The organism is Methylobacterium sp. PvR107 (assembly GCF_017833295.1).
Classification (GTDB): Bacteria; Pseudomonadota; Alphaproteobacteria; order Rhizobiales; family Beijerinckiaceae; genus Methylobacterium.
The window spans coordinates 5,382,999-5,396,539 of record NZ_JAFIBW010000001.1 but is presented as its reverse complement, the minus strand read 5'-3'; the positions used below and the strand labels follow the sequence as shown (position 1 = coordinate 5,396,539).

Sequence of the window (13,541 nt, the reverse complement as noted above, 5' to 3'; positions counted from 1 at the left end):
TTGCGGCCCAGGAACGGGCGGCTGGGAACGTCTCCGTCGTCAGGACCGCAGCGAAGTGACCCAGGGCAGCGCGCCCTCAGCCGTCGTCGCGCCGACCGGATTGCTCCGCTCGCAGGGACGGTTCTGCCGGAGCGATCACCCTGGACTGGCAGCAGACCCGTCGATGCGCGAGATCCGCCCAGCCCACGCGTCGGGATTCCGGACTGCCCTGGGACGGCCCCGCCGAGGCGCGATCTCCGAAGCGGATCCGGCCGGCTGCGAAGACAGACGTGCCGCGCGGCGCGCTCAGACCTTCGGCGCCTGCAGAGTGCCGTCAGGGCTGTGGTGGTCCACCGCCTCCGGCAGCGCCTGCGCCAGGGTCGGAAACAGCTGATCCACCGGGATGCCGAGCTTCTGCGCGATCTGGCGGACCTGATCGTTGTCGAGGACCTTGCGCAGGTCATCCGCCGTGATCGGCTCGTTCGGTCCGCGGCCGAGCCAGGAATTGACCTGGCTTTCGTAGCCCGAACGGCGGAGCTGCTCGACGAGTGCGTTGAGCCCGCCGGGAAGCACCTGCTGGATGACGCCGGGCAACGCCTTGAGCGCCATCTGCCCGAGGGAGCCCCCGAGGGAATTGAACAGGCTCATGCGGGTCTCCTGTCGTGAATCGTTGACGGCGATAGTAGAGCACCGCGCCCGAAGAGCGAGAGACCTGCGGCGCGACCGGACGGCGTGAACCGCAATTTAGTCGACAGGAGTTCGGCCGTGGCCCGGAATGACGGCCCGCAATACGTCTTACGGTCGAGCGGTCATGAGATTTCCGGTCCGATCGCTGGTCCTGCCCCTGATTCTCTCGGTCTGGTGGGGCGCGGCCCTCGCGGCGCCTCCCGAAACGTCCCGGCTCGCGGAGGCGCGCGCCCTCACGGACGCGGTGTTTGTCCGGCCGCTCTTCGGCACGTACCGCCATTGTGGCGGGGCCTGCCTCAAGAGCGGTGAGCTCTCCTGGTTCTGCTTCGCGAAACAGACCTGCTACCTGAGCTGCGCGACCGCTCCGCCCCTGATGAAATGCGCGACCCCTTAGGGGACGCCGGGCGCTGATCGCACCTGGGTGCTGAAATTCGGCTGCGGTTTCAGCCGCCCGTTCTCGCTCTGCTCCGCCACGGCGGCCGGCAGGAACTCCGACAGGACGACGGCCACGCGGCCCTCCGGCACACCCAGGTCATAGGCGAGACGCTCCGCGACGCCCTCCGGCAGGCAGCGCGCGATGGCGGCCGCCGGCACCGATTGGCGCGCCTCCGGCCCCGTCCCTGTAGCCAGCCAGGACGCGACGGCGTCGCCGTGGCCGGCCCCTCGCAGGCGGTCGAGGAAGGCGGGGAGGCCGCCGGGATAGAATTTTGCCATCGTCAGGGCTAGCTTGCCGCTCCCGGTCCGCTCCAGAACCCGGTCGGTTGCAGCCGCAACGTCGCCGATCAAGTTCTTCGCACCGTCGAGCAGGCCCATCAAAGTCCTCCGTCGCGCTTGTCAACCGCGTGGGAAAGTCGGGCGCGGATCGGCGCCGGCAAGCGCGTGCGGCAATTGCGCGGGACGCGGTTAGGATCCCTGTCTCGGCCTTGCGGGAGCCATCCATGAAGCGTGTTCAGGCCGGTATCCTCGACGTCGCCTATCTGGAATTCGGGCCGCCCGACGGGCCGCCCACCGTGCTGCTCCACGGTTTCCCGTACGACGCCCGCGCCTGCACCGCAGCTGCCGAGCGGCTCGCCGCCACCGGAATCCGCTGCCTCGTGCCCTACCTGCGCGGCTACGGGCCGACGCGGTTCCTGGATGCGGCGACGCCACGCTCAGGCGAGCAGGCGGCGCTCGGAGCCGACCTGCTGGCCTTCCTGGACGCCCTCGGCATCGCGCGCGCCGTGCTGGCCGGCTACGATTGGGGCGGCCGGGCCGCCTGCGTGGTCTCGGCGCTCTGGCCGGACCGGGCCCAGGGGCTGGTGAGTTGCGGCGTCGGCTACAACATCCAGAATATCCCGGCCGCCTCGCGGCCTGTCGCGCCCGAGGCGGAGCATCGGCTCTGGTATCAGTACTACCTGCACGGCGAACGCGGTCGCGCTGGCCTCACGGGCGACCGGGAGGCGTTCTGCCGCCTGCTCTGGCAGCTCTGGTCGCCGAGCTGGGCCTTCGACGCGGCTACCTACGCGCAGACCGCCCTGTCCTTCGACAATCCCGATTTCGTCGACGTGGTGGTGCATTCCTACCGCCACCGCTTCGGACTGGTGCCCAGCGACCCGGCACTCGTCCAGATCGAGGCTCGGCTCGCCGCCCAGCCGGCGATCACCGTTCCGTCGATCGTGCTGCTCGGCGCCGACGACGGCGTTGCGCCGCCCTCGGCGGCCGACACCGATGCCCGCCACTTCACCGGCCCGTATCGGCGTGAGATCGTCGCGGGGGTGGGCCACAACTTTCCACAGGAGGCACCCGAAGCCTTCGCGGCGGCGGTGCGCGCCCTTCTCTGACGCCGCCGCCGATGCCCGTCGCTTCGACGTTGCTTTCGGGAAGCCCCTGGCTATAGTCCGCGCGCTTTTCGATAGGTCTGCCCACGCCGAAAACCGGCGGCAGGCCCGATCGCCATTTGCAGGAGACGCTCGTTGATCACCCCCGCCTTCGCGCAAGGGGCCGGTACGGCCGCTGGCGGAGCGGAGATCGCCTTTCAGGTGATCCCGTTCGTCCTGATCTTCGTGATCATGTACTTCTTGATCCTGCGGCCGCAGCAGAAGCGGGTCAAGGACCACCAGACCCTGCTCAAGTCCGTGCGCCGGGACGACACGATCGTCACCAATGGCGGCCTCGTCGGGCGGGTGACCAAGGCGGCGGACGATCAGCCGGAGATCGAGGTGGAGATCGCCCCGAACGTCCGCGTGCGGGTGGTCCGGACGATGATCTCCGAGGTCCGGGCCAAGGGCTCGGTCAAGGCCGCCTGAATCCCCGGTTGAACTGGCCGGCGTAACGCGCCGACCCACAAGAGAAAAAGACGGCCGATGCTGCGCTTCTCCCGTGCGAAGATCATCGCGACGCTGGGCTTGATCCTGGTGGGGCTGATGCTCGCCGTGCCGAGCTTCTTCTCGCCCGAGCAGCGCAAGGGCTTCGTCGCCAGCCTGCCCGCCTGGTTCCCCGCCTGGGTGGTGCCGACCCGCGCCATCGTGCTCGGGCTCGACCTGCAGGGCGGCTCGCAGCTCCTGCTCGAGGTCGATCAGAACGAGCTGATCGCCTCTCAGGCCAAGGCCCTGCGCGACGACGTTCGCCGCGTGCTCCAGCAGGAGAACGTCCGCGCCGATGGCGGCATCGGCCTGCTCCAGCGGGGCGTCCAGGTGAAGGTCGCGGACGACGCGGCCCGGGCCAAGGTCCTGCCGAAGCTCCAGGAACTGTCGCTGCCGATCACCACGTCGCTCGGCCAGACGGCGGCCCGGACCCTCGACGTCTCCGAGCAGCCCGGCGGCGTGATCCGCCTGACGCTGACCGATGCCGGCATCACCGACCGGACCCGCCGGGCGGTGAGCCAGGGCATCGAGGTCATCCGGCGCCGTCTCGATTCCACCGGCACCACCGAGCCGTCGATCCAGCAGCAGGGCGCCGACCGGATCCTGATCCAGGTGCCGGGCGAGCAAAATCCCGAGCGGCTCGAGAGGCTCCTCGGCTCCACCGCCAAGCTCGAGTTCCGCATGCTCGCCGACAGCCCGTCCGGCGACGTCGACATGCTGCCGTCGAAGGACGAGAAGGGCGCCAAGGTGCCGGTCGAGCGCCGGGTCATGGCCGATGGCGGCGAGCTGACCGACGCGCAGCCGTCCTTCGATCAGCAATCCCACGAGCCGATGGTGAGCTTCAAGTTCAACCTGCGGGGCGCCCAGCGCTTCGGGCAGGCGACCTCGGAGAATGTCGGCCGGCGCATGGCGATCGTGCTCGACAACGAGGTGGTCTCGGCTCCCGTGATCCGCTCTGCGATCACCGGCGGCTCGGGCCAGATCACCGGCAACTTCACAGTCCAGCAGGCCAACGACCTGTCGGTCCTGCTGCGCGCCGGCGCGCTGCCGGCGAAGTTCACCGTGGTCGAGCGCCGCGTCGTCGGGCCGGGCCTCGGCCGCGATTCGATCGAGGCCGGCAAGCTCGCGACCCTGGTGGCGGCGGCCCTGGTGGTCGCCTTCATGTTCGCGACCTACGGCACCTTCGGCTTCATCGCCAACATCGCCCTCATGGTCCACGTCGGGCTGATCCTGGGCCTGATGTCGGTACTGGAGGCGACCATGACGCTTCCGGGCATCGCCGGCATCGTGCTCACGATCGGCACGGCGGTGGATTCCAACGTGCTGATCTACGAGCGCATGCGCGAGGAGAGCCATGCCGGCCGCTCGCTGATCTCGGCGCTGCAGGCGGGCTTCGACCGGGCCTTCGCCACCATCATCGATTCGAACTCGACCATGGCGATCGCCGCCCTGATCCTGTTCTTCCTTGGCTCGGGCCCGGTGAAGGGCTTCGCCGTGGTGTTCATCCTCGGCATCCTGACCACGGTCATCACCGCGGTGACGCTGACGCGGATGATGATCGCTGTGTGGTATAAGGCCTTCCGACCGAAGGCCTTGCCGTTCTGACGACGGGCTCGTTGCACGCCCAAGAGCTTTTTCAGGAGGTTGGCGAAGCGTCTCTCGTCTGATTGCCCGATCGGGCGACCCACCCCGTCATCCCGGGGCTGCGCAGCAGGGCCCGGGATCCAGACACGCCGACGAAGCCCGCCCTGGCGCCGTCGCGGATCTGGTTTCCGGGTTCGCCCTGCGGGCGCCCCCGGGAGGACGGCGGTTCCGGACGAGTTCGCTCCGCGGCTCCGCCTATCGAGACCGACCATGCGCCTGCTCCGCCTCTGGCCCGATGAATCGCATTTCGACTTCATGCGATTCCGGCGTTTCACCTTCCCGCTCTCGGCGCTGCTCTCGCTCGCGACCGTGGTGCTGTTCCTGACCATCGGGCTGAACTTCGGCATCGACTTCAAGGGCGGCACCCTGGTCGAGTTGCAGGCGAAGTCCGGCACGGCCGACGTGGCGTCGATCCGGCACACCGCCGCCGGCTTCGGCTTCGGCGAGCCGGAGGTGCAGGAACTCGGCAACCAGGGCACCGTGCTGGTCCGCCTGCCGCTCCAGCCCGGCGAGCAGGGTCAGACCGCGGTGATGAACAAGGCGCACGCCGCCTTCGACAAGGATTACGACTTCCGCCGCACCGAGACGGTGGGTCCGCGCGTCTCCGGCGAGCTGGTCCAGTCCGGCACGCTCGGCGTCGTGCTCTCGGTCGTGGCGGTGTTGCTCTACCTGTGGTTCCGGTTCGAGCGGGAGCTGGCCCTCGGCGCCATCGTCGGCACCCTCCACGACATCGTGCTGACGGTCGGCGTGTTCATCATCACCCGCATCGAGTTCAACATGACCTCGATCGCCGCGATCCTGACGATCGTGGGCTACTCGCTCAACGAGACCGTCGTGGTGTTCGACCGGACCCGCGAGCTGATGCGCCGGTACAAGACCATCCCCACCGTCGACCTGCTCAACCTGTCGATCAACTCGACCATGTCGCGCACGGTGATGACGTCGATCTCGTCGTCCCTGTCGCTGCTGGCGCTGGTGCTGTTCGGCGGCGAGGCGATCAAGGGCTTCGCCGTGGTGATGCTCTGCGGCGTCGTGATCTGTACCTATTCGGCGATCTTCGTCTCGACGCCGGTGTTGATCTACCTGGGGCTGATGCTCTCGGGCGCCCGCGCGGCGGCCGAGCGGTCGAGCGTCCCGCAACCGGCGGAGTAGTCTTTTTTCCGATATGGCCGATCAGCCAAGCCCGAAAACTTTTGACTCCGGCTTCGTGCCGGGGCGGCACATCATTGACACCTACGGCAATGGCGGCTTCCGCTTCGCCGGCATGTCGCATCGCGGCTCGATCCTGATGCTGCCCTCGGGGGTGCGCGCCTGGGACGTGACGGAGCCCCGGGCCATTGACCGCACGGCGCTCCGCCCGGTCCAGGCAGAGGCCGCGGGAATCGAGCTGCTTCTCGTCGGCACCGGCCTCGACATCGCGGCGATCGACCCGGCGCTGCGCAGCTGGCTCAAGGATTTCGGAGTCGGGCTCGACGTGATGCAGACCGGCGCCGCCGCCCGCACCTACAACATCCTGGTGGCCGAGAACCGCAAGGTTGCGGCCGCGCTGATCGCGGTGACCTGATGCCGGAGGCCGACGGCAAGACGGCCGAGACCGGGCTCGCCTTCGCGCAGTCCCATTGCGAGGAACTCGTGCGGGCCGGCGATCCGGACCGCTACTACGCGACCCTGTTCGCCCCGGCCGCCGCCCGCCCGCACCTGTTCGCGCTCTACGCCTTCAGCCTGACCGTCGCCCGGGTGCGCGAGGCCGCCTCGAACCCGATGGCCGGTGAGATCCGCCTGCAATGGTGGCGCGACGCCCTTCAGGGCGAGGCGCGGGGCGACGTGCGCGCCAACCCGGTGGCGGCGGCGCTCGAAGAGGCGATCCGGGTCAACCGCCTCGGCCGCCAACCCTTCGTCGATCTGATCGATGCCCGGGTGTTCGACCTCTACGAAGACCCGATGCCCCGGGTGAACGACTTGGAGGGTTATTGCGGCGAGACCGCCTCGGCCCTGTTCCGGCTGGCGAGCCTCGTGATCGGCAACGGCACTGAGCCGGGCGGCGCGGGGGCGGCCGGCCATGCCGGCGTGGCCTACGGCATCACGGGGCTGCTGCGCGCCCTGCCCTGGCACGCCCGTTCGGGGCAGGTCTACCTGCCGACCGAGATCCTCGGCCGCTACGGCGTCACCCGCGAGGACATCGTCACGGGCCGCGGCGGGCCGGGCCTGCGGCGCGCCTGCGCCGACCTGCGCGCCCTTGCCCGGCAGCACCTGAAGGCCTTCGAGGCGGCGCGCCCGACCATCGCGCCCTCGGCGGGGGCGGCGTTCCTGCCTGTGGCCCTGGTGGAGCCCTACCTCGCCGTCATGGAGCGAGCATCCTACGATCCGCTCAACACGCTCGTCGAGATGCCGCGCTGGCGCCGGCTGTGGCGCCTGTGGCGGGCGTCGCGGCGGATCGGGTGAGCGGTGGCTTCGCCGTCTTTGCGAGCACAGCGAAGCAATCCGGCGCCGCCACGCGCACGCCTGTCGCGCTGCCCTGGATCGCTTCGCTACGCTCGCGATGACGGAGCGGTATCAGAGAACCCGCGCTAACCCCGGCACCAGCGCCGCGAGGCGCACCGGCGCGCCCCGCTCCGCTTCGGCCTCCGGCGACGCCAGCACGGCGGCCCGGCACAGCCCGTCGCCGCTGAGACCCGTGACCAGCCGTCCGCCGGGTTCGAGCGCCGCGCGCCAGTGCGGCGGGATCGCCTCTACGCTGCCGTGCACGAGGATCCTATCGAAGCCGCCGTCCGGCAGTTCCGGTGCCAGACCGTCCGCCCGGACGACGTGCGCCTCCGGGAGTGCCGCGAGCCGCCGCGTCGCCTCGACGGCGAGCGTCACCGAGCGTTCCAGGCTCAGCACCGCACTCGCTCCGAGCCGGGCAAGGAGCGCCGTCACGTAGCCCGAGCCGGTGCCGATCTCGAGCACGCGTTGGCCAGGTCCGACGCGCAGCAGCGCCAGCATGAGCGCCACGGTGGAGGGCGCCGTCATGGACGCGCCGCAGGCCAGGGGCAGGGCTATGTCCCGCCTGGCATGCTCCCGGTGCTGCGACGGCGCGAAGGCCTCACGCGGCACCTGCTCCATGGCCCGCAAAACCGCGGTGTCCCGAAGGCCCCGCCCCCGGAGCGCCATCACGAAGGCCGCATTGCCGGCAGCCGCCTCCAGGCTGCCCAGATCGATCACTCGGCGAAGGCCTGCGCGAATCGCGTCAGCGTCGGCTCGTCGGTGAGGTCGAGGCGCAGGGGCGTGACCGAGATCCGCTTCTCGGCGATGGCCTTCAGATCCGAGCCGTGGCCCGGCTCGAACCGGGCCTTGGCGAAGGCGAGCCAGAAATACGGGTTGCCGCGCCCGTCGACCCGCGCGTCGATCGACAGCAGCGCCTGATTGCGAAAGCCCTGCGCGGCCACCGCGATGCCCTGCACGTCGCCCGGCTCGCAGTCCGGGAAGTTCACGTTGACCAGGATGCCGGGCTCGATCCCGGTCTCCAGGATCTTGCGGACGACCTTCGCACCGTGCGTCCGGGCGCAGTCCCACTTGAGCGCGCCGCGCCCGCCGGCGCCGTAGGCCTGACTCATGGCGATGGAGCGGATGCCGAGGATCGTGCCCTCCATGGCGGCCGCGATCGTGCCCGAATAGGTCACGTCCTCGGCGACGTTCTGGCCGCGGTTCACCCCCGACAGAACGAGGTCCGGCCCGTGATCGCTCAGGATGTGGCGCACGCCCAGGATCACGCAGTCTGACGGCGTGCCCTTCACGGCGAAGCGCTGCTCAGAGACCTGCCGCAGCCGCAGCGGGTCGTTGAGCGAGAGCGAGTGCGACACGCCCGACTGGTCGCTCTCGGGCGCCACGACCCAGACATCGTCCGAGAGCTCCCGGGCGATCTCCTCCAGGGTACTGAGCCCCGGTGCATGGATGCCGTCGTCGTTGGTGACCAGGATGCGCATCAGCGGGTGCCCTCGATCCGGTTGAGCCCGCCCATGTAAGGGTGGAGCACCGACGGAATCGTGATGCTTCCGTCCGGGTTCTGGTAGTTCTCCATCACGGCGATCAGCGCGCGGCCGACCGCCACGCCCGAGCCGTTGAGGGTGTGGACATAGGCCGGTTTGCCGTCCTTGCCCCTGTAGCGGGCGTTCATCCGCCGCGCCTGGAAGTCGCCGCAGACCGAGCACGAGGAGATCTCGCGGTGGGTGCGCTGGCCCGGCACCCAGACCTCGATGTCGTAGGTCTTTTGGCTCGCGAAGCCCATGTCGCCGGTGCAGAGGGTCATCACCCGGTAGGGCAGATCCAGCTTCTTCAGGACCGCCTCGGCGCTGGTCAGCATCCGCTCGTGCTCGTTGGCGGATTCCTCCGGCGTCGTGATCGAAACCAGCTCGACCTTGCTGAACTGGTGCTGACGCAGCATGCCGCGGGTATCACGCCCCGCCGCGCCTGCCTCGGCCCGAAAGCAGGGGGTCAGCGCGGTGAAGCGCAGGGGAAGTTCTTCCTCGCGGAGGATCGCCTCGCGGACGAGGTTCGTCAGAGGCACCTCGGCGGTGGGCACGAGCCAGAAATGCTCGTCGCTGACGGGCGCGGAACCCGCGCCGGCCTGCCCCTGCAGCGACCTGACGTAATCGAGGCCCTTGAAGACCGAGAACTGGTCGTCCTCGAACTTCGGCAGCTGCGCCGTGCCGAACATGGCGGCGTCGCGCACCAGCACCGGTGGCGCCACCTCCAGGTAGCCGTGCTCCTGCGTGTGCAGGTCGAGCATGAACTGGCCGAGTGCCCGCTCCAGTCGCGCGAGCTGACCCTTCAGCACCACGAAGCGCGAGCCGGACAACTTGGCCGCTGCCTCGAAATCCATCAGGCCCGTGGCCTCGCCGAGCTCGAAATGCTCCTTCCCCTCGGCCAGCCGCTCGCGGGTCGCGGCGTGGCTGCGGTAGAGGACGTTGCCGTGCTCGTCGGCGCCCTCCGGCACGTCCGGCTTCGGCCGGTTCGGGATCGCGGCGAGCCGGTCGGCCAGGGTCTTGTCGGCCGCGTCCTGCGCGGTTTTCAGCTCCGGCTCGGCAGCCTTCAGCTCCGCGACCTCGGCCATCAGGGCCGCGGCGCGGTCCTCGTCCTTCGCCTTCTTGGCGCCGCCGATCTCCTTGGCCAGCGCGTTGCGCCGCTCCTGATTGGCCTGCGCGGCCGAGACGGACGATTTCCGCGCCTCGTCGAGGGCAATCAGCGCGGCCGAGAGCGGCGCGAGGCCCCGGCGGGCGAGGTCGCGGTCGAAGGCGTCCGGGTTCTCCCGGATGGCGCGGATGTCGTGCATCGAGTCGGCTCGGATCTTCTGCGCGGGGTTGAGCGCGCGGGCTCCGCTTTGCCGCATCGCGTCCGGCCGGACAAGCGCGGGAAACGGACCGGTCCGCCTCGGATCGGCATTCGCCCGAATTCCGTCGTTGCGGGGCGCCGCAGGCGAGCCCGGACCCGGAGGGGCACGCCGGAGGCGGGCAATCCAGGACCGCTACGCGCGCCAGCACCTGGCACGTTTGTGCGTCTGGATCCCGGCTCCCGCTGCGCGGCCCCGGGATGACACGGCGGTGACAAAGGGGCCGCCTGTCACGCCTTCGGCGGCGCGAGCTTGAGCTGGTCGATCGCCCAGAGCCACGTCCCGTCCGCCTGCTCGCGGGCGACCTCCACCGAGAACGCGCCGTTGGGCAGCCGCGCGAAAGTCATCGCCAGCACGCCGTTGCGCAGGGGCGGCGGCGTTTCCGGCTCGGGGAAGTCCGATTTGCGCGCCAGCAGGTCGGCGTAGAAGGTCCGGATCTCGGCATGGCCGGTGGCGACGACGCGGCCGGCCGCCAGCACCGCGTCGGGCTCGTAGAGGGCGACGAGGCCCTCGACATCGCCGGCATTGGCGCGTCGGTTGAACAGGGCGGCCAGCGCCTCGGGGTTGCGGGCGGGCTCACGTGTCTGGTCCGTCATGGCGTCTCCTCGGCCGGCGCCTGCGACTGGTTGGTGTTGCAGCAATGCGCCCGGCGGCCGATCTTTCCCCGTCGCGCCGGTCATTTCAGGCGCGTGCCGTCGCGGTCGGCCACCGAGACGGCGACCGGGATCCCAGCCTTCACGCTCTCCGAGACGGTGCAGAACCGCTCGAACTGCTCCAGCACCCGGTCGATCCGCGGCATGTCGGCGGCGGCCGCGCCGAGCTGGATGTGGACGCCGATCCCGGTGACGCGCAGCCGCCCCTCGGCGTTGCGCTCCACCCGGCAGGATGCCTCGGCCGCGACGCCCTGCGCCTCCTGGCGGAACTTGCCCAGGGCGAAGACGAGGCTGGCGCAGAGGCAGTTCGCGACCCCGGAGATCAGAAGCTGCTCGGGGAAAGGCCCAGTCCCGCCACCGATCGGCGGCGCCTCGTCGGTGATGAGCGCCGGCAGGGTCGAACCGAAATCCACCGTGAAGATGTAATCGGCGACCTGGGTGATCCGGATCGTCGGTTCCGTTTCCATCGATGCTCCCCGGCGGGCGTGTTGGTTCGACCTGCCGGGATATCCAACGCCCGATCCAGGTTCGCGTTCGGAAGACCTGCGTCATGCATCCAGATACGGATGATTTCCCTGGGTCTTCCCCGTAGAACCGACCGCCTGACCGACCTGCACGCGAACCCCCCGATCCGATGACGAGCCCTGCGACCCTCGACACGCTGATGCCGCTCCTGGAGCGCATCGCCACCGCGCTGGAGCGGGCCGCGCCCGCCGTCCCGCCGGCCTTCGACCCGGACGCCGCAGACGCCTTCCTGTGGGGGCCCGAGCGCCGGCTGACCCCGGTGCCGCAGGTGGCGCGAGTCGAGATGGGGCTCCTCACCGGTATCGACCGGGCGCGCGATACGCTGGTGGAGAACACCGAGCGGTTCGCCCGCGGGCTGCCGGCCAACAACGCCCTGCTGTGGGGCGCCCGCGGCATGGGCAAGTCCTCTCTGGTCAAGGCGGCCCACGCCGAGATCAACGCCCGCCGGCCCTCCGGCAGCCTGCCGATGAAGCTCGTCGAGATCCACCGCGAGGACATCGAGGCGCTGCCGGACCTGATGGGGCTGCTGCGGCCCGACCCGCATCGCTGGCTCGTCTACTGCGACGACCTTTCCTTCGACGCCGACGACACCTCGTACAAGTCGCTCAAGACGGCGCTCGACGGCGGCATCGAGGGGCGGCCGGGCAACGTGCTGTTCTACGCCACCTCCAACCGCCGGCATCTGCTGGCCCGCGACATGATGGAGAACGAGCGCTCGACCGCGATCAATCCCGGCGAGGCCGTGGAGGAGAAGGTCTCGCTCTCGGATCGGTTCGGCCTCTGGCTCGGCTTCCACAAGTGCAGCCAGGACGAGTACCTGGCGATGATCCGCGCCTATGCCGACCGCTACGGCCTCGCCGTGCCGCCGGAGCAGCTACGGGCCGAGTCCCTGGAATGGGCCACCACACGCGGCTCGCGCTCGGGCCGCACCGCCTTCCAGTTCATCCAGGATCTGGCGGGCCGGCTCGGCAAGACGCTGGACTGACGGGGGCCTAGCGCCCGCTCGACCCGAACCCGCCCGTGCCCCGTTCCGAGCCGGGGCCGGGCGCGTCCTCCAGCACGATCAGCGCCGGCCGCGTGATCCGCGTGAAGACGAGCTGCGCGATCCGCTCGCCCGGCTCGATGCGGACCGGCTCGGCCGCGCCGCGGTTCCACGCGGAGACCAGCAGCGGACCCTCGTAATCCGCGTCGATCACCCCGGTGCCATTGCCGAGAACCAAACCTTCCCGGTGGCCGCGCCCCGAGCGGGGGAAGATCAGTCCGCACCAGGCCGGATCGCGGATCAGCACGCAGAATCCCGCCGGGATCAGGACCGGGTTCGCCTGAGGCGGCAGCTCAAGCGGCGCGTCGAGGCAGGCATGCAGGTCGAGGCCGGCGGCGGCCGACGAACCCCAGCGCGGGAAGCCCCAGCCCGGCAGGCGCGGGTCGAGCAGCCGCAGGCCGACCTCGGGCAGGTCGCTCACGCGGACAGCCGCGCGATCGCCTCGGCCATGGCGAGCGTCCGCCGGGCCGCCTCGACATGGAGGCGCTCGACCATCTTGCCGTCCACCGCGATGACGCCGCGCTCGCGGTTCTCCGGGGTGTCGAAGACATCCATCATCCGGCGCGCCTGCGCGATCTCCTCGGCGTCCGGCCCGAATGCGGCGTTGGCCGGGCCGATCTGGCTCGGGTGGATCAGCATCTTGCCGTCGAAGCCAAGGTCGCGCCCTTGCGCGCATTCGGTCTCGAAGCCGCTCGAATCGGTGAGGTCGGTGAAGACGCCGTCGATCGCGTCGATCTCGTAGGTTCGGGCGGCGGCCAGGACGTTCATCAGCCAGGGGATCAGGGCGGCCCGTCCCGGAGGACGGATCCGCGAGGCCTTCAGCAGGTCGTTCGGGCCGATCACCAGGGCGCCGAGCCGGCCGTCCACGTCCCGGGCGGCGCCGGCGATCTCGGCGGCATTCACCACCGCCATCGGCGTCTCGATCATCGCCCAGACCCGTGTGGCGAGCGGCGCGCCGAGCCGGCGCAGGCGCGAGCCCACGGCGATCAGCGTGTCGGAGGCGCGCACCTTCGGCACCAGGATCGCGTCCGGGCCGGCCGGCGCGAGCGCGATCAGATCCGCCTCGCCGTCCTCGGTGTCGGGCGGGTTGATGCGGACCACGACCTCGCGCGGCCCGAAGCCGCGCGCCGCGACCGCGGCGGCGACCTGCGCGCGGGCCTGGGCCTTGACCGCGGGGGCGGTGCCGTCCTCAAGGTCGATCAGGATCACGTCGGCGGGCAACGTCCGCGCCTTGTCCAGCGCCCGGGCGTTGGAGCCGGGCATTGCCAGCACGCTGCGGCGGGGACGGATCTCGCTCATCACGC

17 protein-coding genes are annotated in these 13,541 nt (G+C 70.3%); 8 read left to right on the top strand and 9 right to left on the bottom strand.

The genetic code is table 11. The features are described 5' to 3' along the window. Positions 1–285 precede the first annotated feature (285 nt). Positions 286–627, bottom strand: coding sequence for a YidB family protein (locus JOE48_RS25500; protein ID WP_210033929.1), 342 nt, complete (start codon positions 625–627; stop codon positions 286–288). 163 nt (positions 628–790) lie between these two features. On the opposite strand from JOE48_RS25500, the gene JOE48_RS25495 reads away from it, so the two are divergent. Next, entirely contained in the window at positions 791–1,060 is a 270-nt protein-coding gene (locus JOE48_RS25495; RefSeq protein ID WP_210033928.1) for a hypothetical protein, read from the top strand. Here the strand turns inward: JOE48_RS25495 and JOE48_RS25490 are convergent. Beyond that, a complete protein-coding gene (locus JOE48_RS25490) occupies positions 1,057–1,479 on the bottom strand; it encodes a YidB family protein (protein WP_210033927.1) in 423 nt (140 codons plus the stop codon). The two genes, JOE48_RS25495 and JOE48_RS25490, sit on opposite strands and share 4 nt — an antisense overlap. 125 nt (positions 1,480–1,604) lie before the next feature. Here JOE48_RS25490 and JOE48_RS25485 point away from each other — a divergent pair, with 125 nt between their 5' ends. From JOE48_RS25485 to JOE48_RS25460, 6 genes are all read left to right on the top strand, one after another. After that, positions 1,605–2,486, top strand: coding sequence for an alpha/beta fold hydrolase (locus tag JOE48_RS25485; RefSeq protein WP_210033925.1), 882 nt, complete (start codon positions 1,605–1,607; stop codon positions 2,484–2,486). 132 nt (positions 2,487–2,618) lie between these two features. Continuing rightward, on the top strand, positions 2,619–2,951 hold the full coding sequence (yajC, locus tag JOE48_RS25480) for a preprotein translocase subunit YajC (protein ID WP_210033924.1): 333 nt from the start codon (positions 2,619–2,621) through the stop codon (positions 2,949–2,951). Between the two features lie 57 nt (positions 2,952–3,008). Beyond that, positions 3,009–4,613, top strand: coding sequence for a protein translocase subunit SecD (gene secD / locus JOE48_RS25475; RefSeq protein ID WP_210033921.1), 1,605 nt, complete (start codon positions 3,009–3,011; stop codon positions 4,611–4,613). 249 nt (positions 4,614–4,862) lie between these two features. After that, on the top strand, positions 4,863–5,804 hold the full coding sequence (gene secF, locus JOE48_RS25470) for a protein translocase subunit SecF (protein ID WP_210033919.1): 942 nt from the start codon (positions 4,863–4,865) through the stop codon (positions 5,802–5,804). A 13-nt stretch (positions 5,805–5,817) separates the two neighbouring features. After that, complete coding sequence (locus tag JOE48_RS25465; protein ID WP_210033918.1) at positions 5,818–6,216, top strand: Mth938-like domain-containing protein; 399 nt, start codon at positions 5,818–5,820, stop codon at positions 6,214–6,216. Beyond that, positions 6,216–7,094 carry a phytoene/squalene synthase family protein gene (locus tag JOE48_RS25460; protein ID WP_210033917.1) on the top strand — a complete coding sequence of 293 codons (879 nt, stop codon included), beginning with the start codon at positions 6,216–6,218 and terminating at the stop codon, positions 7,092–7,094. Before JOE48_RS25465 ends, JOE48_RS25460 begins: the two co-directional genes overlap by 1 nt. A 111-nt stretch (positions 7,095–7,205) precedes the next feature. On the opposite strand, the gene JOE48_RS25455 is transcribed toward JOE48_RS25460, so the two are convergent. The 5 genes from JOE48_RS25455 to JOE48_RS25435 all read right to left on the bottom strand — a co-directional run bounded on the left by JOE48_RS25455 (position 7,206) and on the right by JOE48_RS25435 (position 11,137). Further along, on the bottom strand, positions 7,206–7,853 hold the full coding sequence (locus JOE48_RS25455) for a methyltransferase domain-containing protein (protein ID WP_210033916.1): 648 nt from the start codon (positions 7,851–7,853) through the stop codon (positions 7,206–7,208). Next, positions 7,850–8,614, bottom strand: a complete 765-nt coding sequence (surE, locus tag JOE48_RS25450) for a 5'/3'-nucleotidase SurE (protein WP_210033915.1) — start codon at positions 8,612–8,614, stop codon at positions 7,850–7,852. The genes JOE48_RS25455 and surE overlap by 4 nt, the downstream gene beginning before the upstream one ends. Beyond that, positions 8,614–9,960 carry a serine--tRNA ligase gene (gene serS, locus JOE48_RS25445; RefSeq protein WP_210033913.1) on the bottom strand — a complete coding sequence of 449 codons (1,347 nt, stop codon included), beginning with the start codon at positions 9,958–9,960 and terminating at the stop codon, positions 8,614–8,616. The genes surE and serS overlap by 1 nt, the downstream gene beginning before the upstream one ends. A gap of 287 nt (positions 9,961–10,247) precedes the next feature. Then, positions 10,248–10,613, bottom strand: a complete 366-nt coding sequence (locus JOE48_RS25440) for a nuclear transport factor 2 family protein (RefSeq protein ID WP_210033912.1) — start codon at positions 10,611–10,613, stop codon at positions 10,248–10,250. 80 nt (positions 10,614–10,693) lie between these two features. Next, positions 10,694–11,137, bottom strand: coding sequence for an OsmC family protein (locus tag JOE48_RS25435; protein WP_210033910.1), 444 nt, complete (start codon positions 11,135–11,137; stop codon positions 10,694–10,696). Between the two features lie 167 nt (positions 11,138–11,304). Between JOE48_RS25435 and JOE48_RS25430 the strand changes: the two genes are divergently transcribed. Further along, on the top strand, positions 11,305–12,180 hold the full coding sequence (locus JOE48_RS25430; protein ID WP_210033908.1) for an ATP-binding protein: 876 nt from the start codon (positions 11,305–11,307) through the stop codon (positions 12,178–12,180). 7 nt (positions 12,181–12,187) lie between these two features. Here the strand turns inward: JOE48_RS25430 and dut are convergent, their stop codons facing one another. Then, positions 12,188–12,658 carry a dUTP diphosphatase gene (gene dut, locus JOE48_RS25425; protein ID WP_210033906.1) on the bottom strand — a complete coding sequence of 157 codons (471 nt, stop codon included), beginning with the start codon at positions 12,656–12,658 and terminating at the stop codon, positions 12,188–12,190. Beyond that, complete coding sequence (locus JOE48_RS25420; RefSeq protein WP_210033904.1) at positions 12,655–13,536, bottom strand: HpcH/HpaI aldolase/citrate lyase family protein; 882 nt, start codon at positions 13,534–13,536, stop codon at positions 12,655–12,657. The genes dut and JOE48_RS25420 overlap by 4 nt, the downstream gene beginning before the upstream one ends. Between the last annotated feature and the right edge of the window lie 5 nt (positions 13,537–13,541).

Excerpts from the sequence above, each read along its gene's own strand:
- JOE48_RS25500 (WP_210033929.1), bottom strand. The coding sequence starts at position 627 with ATGAGCCTGTTCAATTCCCTCGGGGGCTCCCTCGGGCAGATGGCGCTC.
- JOE48_RS25495 (WP_210033928.1), top strand. The coding sequence starts at position 791 with ATGAGATTTCCGGTCCGATCGCTGGTCCTGCCCCTGATTCTCTCGGTC.
- JOE48_RS25490 (WP_210033927.1), bottom strand. The coding sequence starts at position 1,479 with ATGGGCCTGCTCGACGGTGCGAAGAACTTGATCGGCGACGTTGCGGCT.
- JOE48_RS25485 (WP_210033925.1), top strand. The coding sequence starts at position 1,605 with ATGAAGCGTGTTCAGGCCGGTATCCTCGACGTCGCCTATCTGGAATTC.
- secD (WP_210033921.1), top strand. The coding sequence starts at position 3,009 with ATGCTGCGCTTCTCCCGTGCGAAGATCATCGCGACGCTGGGCTTGATC.
- secF (WP_210033919.1), top strand. The coding sequence starts at position 4,863 with ATGCGCCTGCTCCGCCTCTGGCCCGATGAATCGCATTTCGACTTCATG.
- JOE48_RS25465 (WP_210033918.1), top strand. The coding sequence starts at position 5,818 with ATGGCCGATCAGCCAAGCCCGAAAACTTTTGACTCCGGCTTCGTGCCG.
- JOE48_RS25460 (WP_210033917.1), top strand. The coding sequence starts at position 6,216 with ATGCCGGAGGCCGACGGCAAGACGGCCGAGACCGGGCTCGCCTTCGCG.
- surE (WP_210033915.1), bottom strand. The coding sequence starts at position 8,614 with ATGCGCATCCTGGTCACCAACGACGACGGCATCCATGCACCGGGGCTC.
- serS (WP_210033913.1), bottom strand. The coding sequence starts at position 9,960 with ATGCACGACATCCGCGCCATCCGGGAGAACCCGGACGCCTTCGACCGC.
- JOE48_RS25440 (WP_210033912.1), bottom strand. The coding sequence starts at position 10,613 with ATGACGGACCAGACACGTGAGCCCGCCCGCAACCCCGAGGCGCTGGCC.
- JOE48_RS25435 (WP_210033910.1), bottom strand. The coding sequence starts at position 11,137 with ATGGAAACGGAACCGACGATCCGGATCACCCAGGTCGCCGATTACATC.
- JOE48_RS25430 (WP_210033908.1), top strand. The coding sequence starts at position 11,305 with ATGACGAGCCCTGCGACCCTCGACACGCTGATGCCGCTCCTGGAGCGC.
- JOE48_RS25420 (WP_210033904.1), bottom strand. The coding sequence starts at position 13,536 with ATGAGCGAGATCCGTCCCCGCCGCAGCGTGCTGGCAATGCCCGGCTCC.